At 46.8% G+C, this 13,578-nt stretch carries 12 protein-coding genes; 5 read left to right on the forward strand and 7 right to left on the reverse strand.

What is annotated here, in order from left to right; genetic code table 11:
• Nucleotides 1-91 precede the first annotated feature (91 nt).
• Both JGK14_RS25090 and JGK14_RS25095 read right to left on the reverse strand, forming a co-directional pair.
• A complete protein-coding gene (locus JGK14_RS25090; protein WP_293192721.1) occupies nt 92-1,864 on the reverse strand; it encodes a M23 family metallopeptidase in 1,773 nt (590 codons plus the stop codon).
• A gap of 468 nt (nt 1,865-2,332) precedes the next feature.
• Nucleotides 2,333-2,530 carry a hypothetical protein gene (locus tag JGK14_RS25095; protein WP_325315613.1) on the reverse strand — a complete coding sequence of 66 codons (198 nt, stop codon included), beginning with the start codon at nt 2,528-2,530 and terminating at the stop codon, nt 2,333-2,335.
• A gap of 57 nt (nt 2,531-2,587) precedes the next feature.
• Between JGK14_RS25095 and pgeF the strand changes: the two genes are divergently transcribed.
• Both pgeF and JGK14_RS25105 read left to right on the forward strand, forming a co-directional pair.
• Nucleotides 2,588-3,469: a peptidoglycan editing factor PgeF gene (pgeF, locus tag JGK14_RS25100; RefSeq protein ID WP_293184835.1), complete on the forward strand. Its 882-nt coding sequence runs from the start codon at nt 2,588-2,590 to the stop codon at nt 3,467-3,469.
• 181 nt (nt 3,470-3,650) lie between these two features.
• Nucleotides 3,651-4,262, forward strand: coding sequence for a CPP1-like family protein (locus JGK14_RS25105; protein WP_293184837.1), 612 nt, complete (start codon nt 3,651-3,653; stop codon nt 4,260-4,262).
• Between the two features lie 269 nt (nt 4,263-4,531).
• On the opposite strand, the gene JGK14_RS25110 is transcribed toward JGK14_RS25105, so the two are convergent.
• Nucleotides 4,532-5,209 (reverse strand): HAD family hydrolase, encoded by a 678-nt coding sequence (locus JGK14_RS25110; protein ID WP_293184838.1) that lies wholly within the window; start codon nt 5,207-5,209, stop codon nt 4,532-4,534.
• Between the two features lie 599 nt (nt 5,210-5,808).
• Between JGK14_RS25110 and JGK14_RS25115 the strand changes: the two genes are divergently transcribed.
• Together JGK14_RS25115 and JGK14_RS25120 are read left to right on the forward strand one after the other, a co-directional pair.
• Nucleotides 5,809-7,956 (forward strand): diguanylate cyclase, encoded by a 2,148-nt coding sequence (locus tag JGK14_RS25115; RefSeq protein ID WP_293184839.1) that lies wholly within the window; start codon nt 5,809-5,811, stop codon nt 7,954-7,956.
• Nucleotides 7,937-8,470, forward strand: a complete 534-nt coding sequence (locus tag JGK14_RS25120) for a GNAT family N-acetyltransferase (RefSeq protein ID WP_293184841.1) — start codon at nt 7,937-7,939, stop codon at nt 8,468-8,470. Before JGK14_RS25115 ends, JGK14_RS25120 begins: the two co-directional genes overlap by 20 nt.
• 20 nt (nt 8,471-8,490) lie before the next feature.
• Here the strand turns inward: JGK14_RS25120 and hppD are convergent, their stop codons facing one another.
• Both hppD and JGK14_RS25130 read right to left on the reverse strand, forming a co-directional pair.
• Nucleotides 8,491-9,552, reverse strand: coding sequence for a 4-hydroxyphenylpyruvate dioxygenase (hppD, locus tag JGK14_RS25125; protein WP_293327049.1), 1,062 nt, complete (start codon nt 9,550-9,552; stop codon nt 8,491-8,493).
• Nucleotides 9,553-10,197: 645 nt separating this feature from the next.
• On the reverse strand, nt 10,198-10,905 hold the full coding sequence (locus JGK14_RS25130; RefSeq protein ID WP_293184845.1) for an SDR family oxidoreductase: 708 nt from the start codon (nt 10,903-10,905) through the stop codon (nt 10,198-10,200).
• 31 nt (nt 10,906-10,936) lie between these two features.
• Between JGK14_RS25130 and JGK14_RS25135 the strand changes: the two genes are divergently transcribed.
• Nucleotides 10,937-11,149, forward strand: a complete 213-nt coding sequence (locus JGK14_RS25135) for a hypothetical protein (protein WP_325315614.1) — start codon at nt 10,937-10,939, stop codon at nt 11,147-11,149.
• A gap of 21 nt (nt 11,150-11,170) precedes the next feature.
• Here the strand turns inward: JGK14_RS25135 and JGK14_RS25140 are convergent, their stop codons facing one another.
• Both JGK14_RS25140 and JGK14_RS25145 read right to left on the reverse strand, forming a co-directional pair.
• A complete protein-coding gene (locus tag JGK14_RS25140; protein ID WP_293184847.1) occupies nt 11,171-12,580 on the reverse strand; it encodes an NYN domain-containing protein in 1,410 nt (469 codons plus the stop codon).
• A gap of 42 nt (nt 12,581-12,622) precedes the next feature.
• The coding region (locus JGK14_RS25145; protein ID WP_293219554.1) for an APC family permease at nt 12,623-13,578 on the reverse strand (956 nt) is incomplete at its 5' end.

The raw sequence follows: 13,578 nt of genomic DNA on the forward strand, positions 1-13,578 counted from the left end.
ACTCGATCAAAGTCCCCCTTCTTAAGGGGGATTTAGGGGGATCTCCGGGCAAGAAACAGTGTTAACTCAAGCGTATTGCCTGATAAAAAACCTATCTGCTAGCTTGCTTCTGAATTTTGGGTTTGGAGGCTTCTTTATCCTTGGATGCAGAAGTGTCAGTTTTTAACAATTCTGGGAATGGCGGCTGGAGGTTGTGAACTTCGATGTCCATTCCCAGCGGCAGAGGTGGAAGCTGGGGCAGATCGTTTTCCAAATCCTTGAGTGCACTAGCGCTTTGTGTTTCCACAAATTTTGGCATTTGGGGTATTTTGGCGGTTTCCAAAGTGCCGATCATTTTTGCTACAGCGAATTCTAGCTGAGCACCGGGGTCGATCGCCACCCAACCCTGAGCAGTCATTTGCCGAACCTCGAAGTGGAGGTGAGGCCCTGTAGACATTCCTGTACTGCCGACACGCCCGATCGTATCACCCTGTTTCACCCACTCTCCTGGTTTGACAAACAGTTCTGAAAGGTGTCCGTAGAGAGTTTCCTGAGACTGTTTGCTGTGGTTGAGAACCACCGTCAAACCGTAGCCGCCCAACCAATCGGCGATCGCCACTTGACCCGCATAAGCGGCCAGTACGGGCGTTCCCATCGGGGCTCCCAAGTCCGTTCCGGTGTGAAACCTACCGTAGCCCATAACCGGATGAGTCCGCCACCCAAAGGGTGAAGTAATTTCCGCAGCAATCGATAGCGGAAACAGCAGGCTGGTGTTGCCATTTCCAGGCCGGCCCAAGGGACGCGGGGTGAGATTGTAGTAAGCAAAACCTGTATTGCTGCCGCTGCTGACACTAATCGCGCCGACTTGCACTGGCCCTAGTCCCATGCTGGGTTCGGGTGGGCCAGCGGCGTAGGCTGCCGTGTTAATCGAGTATCCAGCATCTGCTGAGTATCCGGGGTTAGCTGGGTATCCGCTGTCTGCTGAGTAGCCCGGAGGTGTGTAAGCAGATTCCGACTGGTTGCCCTGTCCCCAAAGCTGGTTGCCTACTTGTTGAGCGGCCTGACCTACTTTACTGATAGGATTTCCGCTATTATTTCCGGCGACAGTTCCCCGAACATTGCCCGGAAGGTTCGGAACAGTCCCGGGGCTTTGTGGCAGATTTCGAGAAGGAGGGGTGGCAATATAAGGGCCAATTGTGCTGGGAGTTTGCGGGTTGTAGTTGGGCCCTCCGGCGATCGGCCTTTCTGGGCTGTAACTGGGAGGGGCTGCTTCTGCTGTCACGGGTTCGGGAACAGCGGCAGGCCCGCACAAACCGCCAACTCCTTGTCCTGCTGACACGGAACCTTCGCAGCCTGTCGATCTTTCTGCAAACTCGATCGTTGTAGGCGCTTCGTATTGGCTGGTAGCGCCAACACTGTAGTCTGTTTGGTCGGTGGCAGCGCGGGCTTCTGGGTTAACTGGTGCTTCAAAAGGAGGTTCCTGGGCCGTCGCTTCTGGCAAGGGAATCAGTGCGGGTTCCGGTAGATAATATTGGGCCGGAGGTTGTTCGGTGACGTAATCTGGCGATGGGGCCCGAACTTCTGCCTGGGGTTCGGGATCTGGTTCTCGCTGCACTTGGGCTTCGGGTTCCGGGGGCGCCAGAGGTGCTTCAAATAGTGGCTGAAGTTCTGCTGCGCCGGGGACGGCTTGTTCTGCTGGCGGAGTTTCAGTTTGGGCCCAAACTATGCCTTTGCTCAGCAGTCCCAGACTGGCAAGGCAACCTAGTCCCACCAGCATTGAGCGTTCGGACAAAAGGCGCGATCGAGTCCGGGCGCCTGTGGGGTGATTTTTTTGCTGTTTGGTGTTCAACTGGGCTGTTATTTGCTTGTCTGGAACTGGTTTCACGATTTTTTTTTCCCAACTCAACAGGGGGGCGCAAGAAGATTAGTCGATTTTAGATTTTAGATTTTAGATTTTAGATTTACTCGCAGCTTTGAATTCTGGGAGGAGGAATCTTAGTCTAAAGTTTTGGGCTGCTGGCGACAGGAGTCGGAAAGCAAGTATCTGTTTTTTGGCAGGGTCTGGATCGAAGTGTATGGCAATCCTTATCTTTATACAGACTTAACTGATTTTACCAGAAGTAATTGGTTGAAAGCCGGAACCCTGCTCGGGAGAAATGAAAATCAGACTATTCATTACTCCAATCCTCTTTCTTCTAGGTAGAGGTCGCTCTCAAACTGTCAACTGTCAACTGTCAACTGTCAACTATTGAACGGGCTTAAGGCAATTTTTTTTCGCGTCGAACAGCTCGAATGCTGTGTCGATTCGCGATCGATACCCTGGTTTTTCCGATCCCAATCATTGCACTGCCAACTAGCCTGTGACGGCCACATTGATAATAGCGCTTTGGCGTTCGTGTCTGTGAATTAAGCTCCCCCATCTCCCCATCTCCCCATCTCCCCATCTCCCCATCTCCCCATCTCCCCATCTCCCCATCTCCCCATCTCCCCATCTCCCCATCTCCCCATCTCCCCCAATTTTTGCCGATCGCCCATTTAAACTAAGTAGCAAAATTGTTAATTGTCTAAAATACAAAGGAAATGACTCACTTGGGGAAGGATAAGTTTCATGGCTTTAGCTGGCGATCGCTTGACAAATTTTCCTGACTCTGAACGTACCGGACAACCTGACGGTATTAGCTGGCAGTGGCAGCAGAGTGCCGAAGGCTTGCCCTATCTGACTTGCAGCTTGCTCGATCGATGGTCTCACGGCTTTTTTACTCGCGATTTCTCGCCGCGCGGCCCGATCGATCTCACGGAAGTTTTAGCACCAGGATCTCCCGTTTACCGTCTCCAACAGGTACACGGCAATGTCGTACTCAAAACCGATCTATTGCCCCCAGTTGTGGCTCTAGACCCGGAAACAGCTACCCCCACCTATGCCCAGGCCGATGGCTTGGTAGCATCGCGAGATTTTGAGGCGCTGTGGGTTTGCTCGGCTGACTGCGTACCGGCGCTAATTGCTGATAGCGGCACGGGACTCGCGGCCGCCGTTCACGCTGGTTGGCGCGGGACTGCTGCTAAGATATTACCAGAGGCGATCGCTCAACTTGTGGCACAAGGCAGTCAATTAGAAAATCTGAAGATTGCTCTCGGGCCGGCGATCGGTGGAGAGGTTTACCAGGTATCTGTGGAAGTGGCAGCCCAATTGGGAGCCACGATTACTCCTCAGAATGCAGTTGGTGCAACAGCCGACGGCATTCTGGAATTTTTACACCAACTACCCGAATCACCTGTGTTGACCGATCCAGAACCGGGAAAGGTACGGTTGGATGTTCGCCTCTGCAATGCTCTGCAATTGCAGCAGTTGGGAATTAATTCTTCTCAAGTGGCGATCGCTCCTTTCTGTACTTATTCTGACTCGGCTCGCTTTTTTTCCTACCGCCGCGATCGACTAAAAAAAATCCAGTGGTCGGGAATTGTCAGCACATCTAACACAAGTTCCTGCTAAAAGCATTCGGCACAAGGTAAAATTTAAGATTGCCGGCTTGAAAAATCACAATCTAAATAACAATCTTTGGATTGACAAATTTTTATTTCGGAATGCCGAATGCCTTCTACCTTCTAGCCTCGTTTCGTTGCAGCCCTCTCAGGTCTCAAGACGCTGAGTTTTCCGCATACCAAAAAGTTTTATGAGTGAGCAAACTCCCTATCAACTGCTTGAAGTCGATGAAGATGCTTCCTTTGATGAAGTGCAAGAGGCCCGCACCCGTCTAGCCGAGCAGCACAGCGGCGACAAGAAACGTTTGGAATCGATCGAAGTTGCTTACGACGCGATCCTCATGGATCGCCTCCGCCAGCGACAGGAAGGGAAAATAAAAGTACCCGAACGCATCCGCTTTCCCGAACGAGTGGCTCCCCCACCCGCCAGCTTTACTCCATCTGCTCCGTCCGGCAGCCCAGCTTGGTTGCAGCGCCTGATCGATACTCCTAGTCGAGCCGATATTTTGTGGCCGGCTGGAGTTTATGTGGGATTGGGCGGACTGAGTATTTATCCAGCGGCTAACGATTCTTTACTACAGTTGACTCTGGCTCTTGGGGTCGGCTCTTGTCTTTATTTTCTTAATCGCAAGGAACAAAAATTTGGTCGGGCTGTGCTGCTGACTGTGGCTGGCTTGGTTATAGGCTTGGTGCTGGGAGGTCTTATGGGCCCTTTGCTCAGTACGGCATTTATCACAACAGAGAAATTTATCGCTTTGTTTACGTTTTTAATTCTTTGGCTGGTCAGCAGTTTTCTGCGATAGTCGGTTGTCAGTTGACAGTTGACAATTGGCAGTTGACAGTTGGCAGTTGTTAATTATTGTTATTGGTTAATTGTTATTGGTTGGTTCGTAGCTCTTAGGTGTTAGTAGTTAGTTGATTGTTACCAATTACCAATTACCAATTACTAATTACCAATTACCAATTACCAATTACCAATTACCAATTACCAATTACTAATTAACAATAACTAATGACTATTGACTGTTGACTAATGATTGATAACTGTTGACAACTGACAACTGACTAATAACTATCCTAAAATAATCTCAACAGCTTCGCTCAAATTGTTAGCAATTAAATCCGGTTGGTGCATTTCTAGTTGGGTGCGATCGCGAATGCCGCACAAAACACCAATTACCTTGACACCGTGAGTTTTTGCTGCTATAATATCCGCCTCCGTATCCCCCACCATCCAAAGCTCAGAAGCAGGCGGCAGTTCGGCGAGAGCTTTTGCCATCAGCAGGGGCTTATCTTTGACATCCCCGGTTTTGACATAATCGTTGGGGAGGCAATAGCGACGGTTTTCTGGGAAAAAATGCCCTAAATTGCAGCGGTTGAAAGCCTCGTCTAGTTCCCTGACGCGACGCATAGTCATCACCGCCAAGTCTATTCCAGCGCGCTGCACCTTTTCCAGGGTTTCCACGGCTCCAGGGGCTGGTTTATCGTAAATCAGGAACGGCAGCGTGTGGACAGTTTGACGCCGTTTCTGGGCAAATTCGAGGGCTTGGGCTGCGTCTAATCCTGAGAGAATGCCGATTTCGGTTTCGGGAACCCGCGCCCGCTTCATGTCCCAAAACTCGGCTTTTGGGAGTTCGTGCACTGTTTGGCCCTCACGCTGAGTCTCGGCCAGACACTGCTGGTAAACTCCGTAATAGCGATCGGACACGTCCATAATCGGGCCGTCAAAGTCGGTGATAAGTCTCAGCATTGAGCAGAGTATTTTGAAAATTTTATACAAATTGTTAGAGATTATATCACTTTAATGTCACAGATCCTTTACAAAACTTGACACAAATACCCAGGGGAGGTAGTGTCTATAGGAATGGTGCTAATTAAAGGCAATAGTTTAATTCAACTGTGCCAATCATCAACTGTAGCGGTTGTAACAAATATTATCAGGGAGCATCTCAGTTTTGATTTTGTAGTGCTGTCCCCGCTCGCTTGCTGTTAAAACAAAGCGAGCTCTTAAGCTCTCACTACAACAAAAAAAAGCTTTTTGCCAAAATGAGATGCTCCCTATTATCAGGGAATCTACAATTTAAAATTTGCTGTACAAATACGGCCAACCGCTAGGTATTGTTAATAAATCCAAACCTCAATAGAGGCTGATTTTGACTGCGCTTGCTCACAAAAAAGTTGGTCTAAGTAATAATTTTAAATAAAAAAAAGCTTGGAGAATCCCAAATTTATTGTGTCGATAAATTAGCCAGCGAGAATAGTTGCTGGCATCCAGCAGAATCAAAATTTCTATGAGAAATAGCAAGCACCAAAACAACAACTAATTTTATCTGCTAACCCTAGAGTCTGATGGTTTATAATAACGAGATGCTTCCCAAATTAAGTTTACAGATTAGCTCCCAAAACATTAACAATCTGCTTGACAAATTGTTATCCTTGCGTCGCATTGAATACCTTGCAGTCGATCGGGAACTGAAGATTCAAGAAACATCCTTGAACGTACAAGATTTTGCCCAAATTCCTGATGAATTGGAACAAGGCAAAGATGTGCGCGATAGTTTTCCCGAACTGATCGGAATTGAAGAACTGCTAGACGATATTCTAGAACAACGACAGCCAAGTTTCCAATTAAAATCTGTTACCAGAGTTTTAAATGATGGCTCTTATTTTTATCTAGATTTGTATATTTTTGGTCAGAAAGAGCAGCTCAATCCTGAGAGATTAATTATTTTCTGCGAAGATGTAACAGACACTGCTGCTCTTCAGCAAAGTATGGTTCAAGCAGCCAACGAAAACAGTATTAAAGTCGATTACTTGGCTAACGCTCGCGACTATATTGATAAAATTCTTAACTCCATAAATGATATTTTATTGGTGACAACGCAAGCGGGAGAAATCAAAAAGGTCAATCAATCCACCCAACTATTGTTTGGATATACCGAATCACAATTAATCGGTCAACCAATCTCGATGATTACGGCGGACGAGGAATTATTGCGTCAAGTTAGTCAGCTACCTCTTGAACTAAAAAATGAATCTTGGCATCAAGTAAAAGTAGCTTGTACAACTAAAAAAGGTTCAAAGCTGACAGTTGCATTTTCCTGCTCTACTATTGAGACAAGTATAGAAAGCAAGCACTCAGACAACAAAACTATACAAGATTTTGTCTATGTGGGCAGAGATATCACCGAGCAACAACGGACAAAAAAGCGTCAAGCAGCACAATATGCAGTAGCTCGCATCATGTCAGAATCTGGTTCTTTAGAGAGCGCCACTCCGAAAATTATGCAAGCTATTTGTGAAAGTTTGGGGTGGGATATCGGTGAACTTTGGACGCCTGTGGATGAAAAACATACTAAGTTTGATGCCGAAGATACGCACGATCGAATACCATTTTTGTTTGCTGCACCAGATAGTAACGTTGAAGATATTCTCCCTTTTTTGCTTCGAGTGGGAGTTTGGCGGCGGGGAAGTGAAGTTGGGGAGTTTGTGGAAAATTGCCAGCAGATTACCCTAGAGCCTGGTACGGGTTTACCGGGAATAGTGTGGAACACCGGTTATCCGCAATGGATTACGGATCTTCTTAAGGATGGCAATTTTATGCGATCGCACTTAGCTGCTAAAGCAGGATTGCGATCGGCCTTCGGTTTCCCAATTCGTGCTAGCGGTCAAGTTGTAGGGGTAATGACTTTTTTCTGCCGGGAAAAACAGCCGTCGGATGAAGACTTACTGCAAATGATGGCGGCAATAGGTTCCCAATTAGGACAGTTTGTCAAGCGCAAATATGCGGAGCAAGAATTGCAAGAAGCTGAAGCTTCCATCCGATTTTTGTACGAGCAAGAAAAACAGCAAAGTGAAAAATTGGCTCAGCAAAATGTAGCATTAGAACAGGCTAAATTAGAATTAGAATCTGCTAATCAGGCATTGCACAGACTCGCATCTGTGGACGGCTTGACTCAGATTGCTAACCGTCGCTGTTTTGACAAAACATTGCAATCAGAATGGCAGCGGATGACTAGAGAGAAACAGCCAGTGTCTTTAATTTTGATCGATTTAGATTTTTTTAAGCTTTACAACGATCGCTACGGGCATCAAGGAGGCGATGAATGTCTCAAAAAAGTTGCTGAAATTTTAGACAGAAACGCTCACCGGGGAGGTGATTTAGCGGCTCGCTACGGTGGGGAAGAATTTGCAGTAATTTTGTCCGGGACTGATGCTAAGGGAGCAATGCGGGTAGCTGAATCAATTCGCAGCGATTTGAATGCTATGGCAATTCCCCACGAAGCTTCAAAGGTAAGTGAGTCTGTGACGGCGAGTATGGGCGCAGCTAGTGCTGTGCCCGCTGCTGAACAATCTTTGGAGTGGTTGATTGGGGAGGCCGATCGCGCGCTGTATCGAGCTAAACTAGAAGGGCGCGATCGGATTGTTTGCGTAGATTCTCAAATACGATGCCAGGGCGAGAAAGGAGTTTTTTCTGATGATTGTGAGAGAAGCTAAAATCGCTGATGCACCTGCAATTGCACAGGTTAATCTCGACACTTGGCGGACAGCTTACCGAAACATCATACCGGCAGATTACCTCGCCAAGCTGTCCTATGAAAAACGAGAAAACAATTGGCAAGAAATCCTGTCAAACGTCAAAAATACTGGCGATTATGTCTGCGTTGCTGAAAATAACTCGGGACAAGTTGTAGGTTTTGCTGCCGGCGGTTGCGAGCGCACGGGCAAATATGTTTATCGAGGAGAATTATTTGCCATCTATATTTTGGAGGAATATCAGCGTCAAGGAATTGGGCGACAACTCGTGCGATCGGTTGCCACAAAATTGGCTGAATTAGGATTGAATTCGATGCTCGTTTGGGTACTCGGAGACAATTCAGCCTGCAAGTTTTATGAAAATTTAGGAGGAAAAAAAGTGGAGGAACAACAGACAAGCAGAGCCGGAACTGCACTCAAAGAAATTGCTTACGGGTGGACGGATATCGCAGTGCTGCTCGACAAGGCTGCATGAACTAAAAAGTGGAAGTTTTATCAATTATCGATCAAGCTTCCCCGCTTCATTTGTTCCCGTTCAATTGCCTCAAACAAAGCTCTAAAATTACCCGCCCCAAAACCTCCAGCTTGCACCAGTTTGTCATTAACTAAAGTAACTCGACGCTCAATAATCTCGAAAAAGAAAGTCGGTTCGGCAAAAATTGGCTGGGTAAAGATTTGCAGCAGCATCGCAGCGGGAGTATCTTCTTGCCAATCTGCCAAAACTTCGGAAGCTGCAATTGCTTGCCAATCTGGGGGCAAATAGTTTTGCCGCCGCCGCAATTGCGAGTAATATGTTGGAGGAACTGGCAAAAAAGGCAAACCGCGCGATCGCAAATCGGCAACAACCTGCACAATGCGATCCGTTTGCAAAGCCATGTGCTGAATTCCCGGCCCTCGATTTGCACTCAAAAACTCTTGAATTTGAGAATTAGATGATGCCGGTTCATTAATCGGGAATTGCACCCCACCTTCAGCGTGTACCATAACTTGGCTTCGCAAAGCAGACTTCTCAGTCTGAATATCAAAATTTTGCTGCGGCTCAAAACCTAATATTTTTTGATACCAACTAACCGCACTTGACAAATCGCCAGATTCAACATTTAACACTACATGATCGATCAGAGTCAACAGTGGCGGCCCAGAAGAAGCACGCAGCAGTGAATTCTCGCCAATTCGCTCAACAAGCGTGTGGCTTAAATCTCCCCAGCCAGAGATTTGTGCGAGTTTAAAACCGCCTCCTGCCTTTAGATCTTCTTGAATCGGTTTCAGGATTTTAGCACCTGCCACCTGCGCTCTAGCGATCGCTAATTCGATATTTTTAACCCGAAAGCCCACATCGGCAATCCCCGGAGGATGAAACTCCAACCAAGTAGCAGCAGGACTAGCGGGTGTCAGAGGCGAAGATAAAACAAAACATATATTGCCGCTGCTGACAACCTCAGTGCGAGTGTCGCTGTTGGCATAACCTGCTATTGATTGAAAGCCTAAGTGGCTGACAAACCAGTCGCGGGATACTCGAGCATTTTCAACGTAAAACTGAATGCGGTCAAACTCCATAATCAATAATTGAAAATGGAACGTGAAAAGTTGAAAATCGGCTGATTTTCACGGTTAAATGGCAAGGGAGAGACTGAGAAATGGAGATTTTTCATTGTTTTTTTGTCTAATCGCTTAATAATAACCCAAAAATTGAATATCTTAGCTCCCTCTGAAGGCAGAAATACATCGGCACTTAAAAGAAAGGCGGTGTTTGGGATGACTTTGACAGTTGACAGTTGACAGTTGACAGTTGACAGTACGAGCGATCGCTTGCGATATTGTAGGGTGCGTCAGCGATTAGTCTAATTTTCAGGTGGGGAACCAGAAGTGACTGACGCACCCTACTACTTCATTCAGTTGACAGTTGACAGTTGACAGTTGACAGTTGACAGCCAGAGGGCAACCTCTACCTGAAAGCCTGAAGATTGGAGTAATGAATCCTCTAATTTTAATTTTTACGCCAAACCCAGAGGCTTTCAACCAATTATTTCTGGTAAATCGTCTGTGGGATACTAGAAGGAATCAGCCATGAGATTTACTCCACAGATAAATCTCGAAGATTGAACTTTTTTCTAAAATCTGGGAAGTATCGAGTTGGGTAAATCAGTGCTATGAAAGCACCATACAAACTCATTTTTTGCGTGTGGAACACCAAACAAATTACTAAAAGAACAAATGACTTTCTGGCTGAATATTAATTTCTAGTGGCACAGCTTGCGGGTCAGAAGCAAGAGCAAACATAATTGCATTGGCAGCGGTTTCGGTACTCAGCATTTTTGACCTATCTACCTTCAAACTCACATTATCCCAAAACGGAGAATCCACCCCACCAAAATAGAATAGCGTAAACTTAATGCCGTAGCGTCGCAGCTCATCTGCCATGCACTTGCTAAAACCAACTACCCCAAACTTTGAAGCACAATAGGCCGTTCCCATCGCCATCGAATGCTTGCCCAAAATCCCGATGACATTGCAGATGTGACCGGATTTGCGGTCTTTCATCACATTTGCGGCTGCTTGAGATGTGTAAAAACTGCCTTTCAAGTTCAAGTCAAGCATCGCATCTAAATCAGCGGGTTCTAACTTGTTCCACTGCTTGAGAATTCCCGCACCGGCAGCGTTTACGAGGGCATCAATTTGCCCGAAATGCCCCGCAGCTTTCTGCATCAGCGTCTCGACTTGCGACAAATCGGTGATATCTGTCGGTACACACAGTACCTCTGTTGTCGAAATTTCGCTGGCTAAAGCGTCTAATTTGGTGCTGTCTCTGGCGGCGAGCACTAGCGTCGCACCCGCGTCGGCGAGTTTTCGGGCTACTGCTGAACCGATGCCGCCAGTCGCACCCACCACAACTACAACTTTGTCCTGCATATCCCTTTACATTTCTTTACGTCCAGATTGTATGATAACTCAAGTTATGGGAATTGGGCGAAGCGAAGCGGAGGGATGGGGAATGGGGCATGGGGCATGGGGCATGGGGAATTGGGAATTGGGAATTGGGAATTGGGAATTGGGAATTGGGAATTGGGAATTGGGAATGGGGAATTGGGAATTGGGAATTGGGAATTGGGAATTGGCAATTGGCAATTGGGCATGGAAAACAAATAACCAATAACCAATAACCAATAACCAATAATTAATTTAGGGAAACTTGCCAACCTTTTTCGGTTTTTTTTAATTCCAGAGAAGTGCAAGATTGTAAAAATTTAGGAAACTTTCTACCGAGATTAAACTCTTTAATTATTTGGGTGATTTGTTTGCCGTATTGTTTGTGAAATTCGCTGCCAACATTTGAGAGAAATACAGAATTGTGAGGAGAGTTGTCGGTTAAGTCGCCAACTATTTTGACCAGAGCTTTTTCCAAATCTTCTAAGGAATTGATATCTGTCAAACTTGCTGATGCTGCTTGGTTGTGATTGAGATTTTCTTTGTTGAGTATTGGGGGTGGGGGCGATAATTTAACTTCAAAAAGAGTGACATAAGTTTGAGATGCTTCTGAGGGTTTGTGGAGAACGAAATCTGTGGGATATTTGAGAAATATATCCCTAGTTTTAGTACCTAAGGAATGATTGGCAACAACTTGATTGAGGACTAAGCCGTAATTTTCCCGATACAAAGCTGAAAGTGTAGAAATTTTTATCCACTGAGATGAGGTACGTTGTTGCTCTTTTTTAATTAATTCTTTTAGCTGAATAACTAATTGTTCTACAGGTGTAATTTCCGGTACTGTTACGAGGGAATAGGTTTCCATTTGTCCGGTTTTGCTGTTTAAAATTATGATTTTATCTATTTGCTTGCGGACTTGAAAGACGGTTAGTCCGTGGGCTTGCAGTGTGTTGCTGAGGTGGGTGAGGGCGCGATCGGACGAACAGACAAAAATCTCCTTGGCTGTGGGATAATGTACGAAAATTGAGGCGCCTACTGTTGCCATTTTCAAGTCGGCGCTGTCTTTGCCGGGGGGAACGTGAATCAGTTGATAGCCGCGCTGGTGAAATTCGGCATCTTTTTTGCCCATGCTGCGCCAGTTGGCAAAGGCTACTTTGATTTGGATGGGATAGTGAGAAATTCCTTCGAGGAATTTTTCGGTTTCGATGTTGAGTTGCAAGTTTTCGACATCTAGCAGCAAGATAGCAATGCCGACAGGAAGCGAATTTGTTTGGTGGGCGGTGGGAGTTGGAGGTTTTGCTGAAACTGAGTTTTGTGATTGGGCTGGTGGTGTTTGGGGTACGGCTAGCTGCTGAATTTTGGCAAATAATTTGCTGAATTGAGGTGAATTGATGAATTCGGGAACCAGCAGAATTTGGAGATATTTTTTTGCCGTCAGCAGCAGCAAATCTGTATCGCTGGCTACTTTAAAATTTTTTGTTAATTTTCCAATCAAAACTGACTGAAAAGCAGGTTTGGCCCAGGGGGTTTTCCTGTATTTTTCAGCTATCCATTCGGGATGCTTTTCCTGGATGGATATTAGTGTTTGAGCGATATAACGACTGATGGCGCTGACTGCGACTGATTCTTGAGTCGCCAGCAAGGGAGTTCGATCGGGCATGGCCCTCTACAATGCGGGATGGTGTCTCAATCTATCATAGTGTTAGTTTCTCGCTAGGAGCCGGACGATCGCCCGCCAAATTAAACCGGCGATAATTAAACCCAAGCCTGTCAACCAAATTTGCCTCTCCACCCAGAAAGCTAGAAACAGACATGAAGCCAAGCCCACCCAAGCCAACCATTGCGGGTAAAGCCTTTCGGCGGGGGACAGTTGTAGCGCGGCTGCGTTGGTGATAGCGTAGTAGATCAAAACGCTAAAGGCACTGAACGACCAAGTGGTTTTGACATCGCCGATGAGGATTAAAAGTGCGATCGTAATTTCGACAAACACGACAGCCACATAGGGAGTTGTCCCCGCAGGATTGAGACGCGCCAGGACTCTCGGCATATCCAACCGTCGCCCCATCGCCAGCCACACGCGCGACAAGCCTAAAATTAAGTTCAACAAGACTCCTAGCATGGCAGTAATGGCGCCGACGGCTAGCAGTTGGGAAACTCCGGGAATTGGAAAACTGCGGGCGATGACTTCCAAGGGTGCAGCAGTGGTTGCTGCTTGCAGGGACAATTTATCGGCTCCGCCCGCACCTGCAACAACTACCGCTACCGCCACGTAAAGCACCATTGTCAGCACTAAACTGAAAATTATGGCTTTGGGAATGGTTTTGCTCGGTTCCCGCACTTCCTCGCCCATGGTGGCGATGCGGCCGTAACCGGTGTAGGCGACAAACATCAGGGCCGTGGCGTGGAGGATGGAGCCGATCGCGCTATCGTTCTGTAGCGTCGGCATTTCCCACCTGACCTCTGGCAAACCCGCAGCAATAAAGACAGTCAGAGATAAAAGTGTAACTGAGACTATGGCAGTATTCGCGATATTCGATCGCCTGATGCCGGTCAAGACAATTAAAGTTAGGGCGGCCAGGGCAATTAATGCCGTTAGGATGAGATAAGTGCGATCGGCTACACCAAGTGCACTTAAAAAATACCCCGCAAAACCCAAAG

It is taken from the genome of Microcoleus sp. PH2017_28_MFU_U_A, assembly GCF_020738035.1.
Taxonomy (GTDB): Bacteria; Cyanobacteriota; Cyanobacteriia; order Cyanobacteriales; family Microcoleaceae; genus Microcoleus.

Bases quoted from the DNA above. Each gene is read 5' to 3' on its own strand.
- pgeF (WP_293184835.1), top strand. From the start codon at position 2,588: ATGGCTTTAGCTGGCGATCGCTTGACAAATTTTCCTGACTCTGAACGT.
- JGK14_RS25105 (WP_293184837.1), top strand. From the start codon at position 3,651: ATGAGTGAGCAAACTCCCTATCAACTGCTTGAAGTCGATGAAGATGCT.
- JGK14_RS25110 (WP_293184838.1), bottom strand. From the start codon at position 5,209: ATGCTGAGACTTATCACCGACTTTGACGGCCCGATTATGGACGTGTCC.
- JGK14_RS25115 (WP_293184839.1), top strand. From the start codon at position 5,809: ATGGTTTATAATAACGAGATGCTTCCCAAATTAAGTTTACAGATTAGC.
- JGK14_RS25120 (WP_293184841.1), top strand. From the start codon at position 7,937: ATGATTGTGAGAGAAGCTAAAATCGCTGATGCACCTGCAATTGCACAG.
- hppD (WP_293327049.1), bottom strand. From the start codon at position 9,552: ATGGAGTTTGACCGCATTCAGTTTTACGTTGAAAATGCTCGAGTATCC.
- JGK14_RS25130 (WP_293184845.1), bottom strand. From the start codon at position 10,905: ATGCAGGACAAAGTTGTAGTTGTGGTGGGTGCGACTGGCGGCATCGGT.
- JGK14_RS25135 (WP_325315614.1), top strand. From the start codon at position 10,937: ATGATAACTCAAGTTATGGGAATTGGGCGAAGCGAAGCGGAGGGATGG.
- JGK14_RS25140 (WP_293184847.1), bottom strand. From the start codon at position 12,580: ATGCCCGATCGAACTCCCTTGCTGGCGACTCAAGAATCAGTCGCAGTC.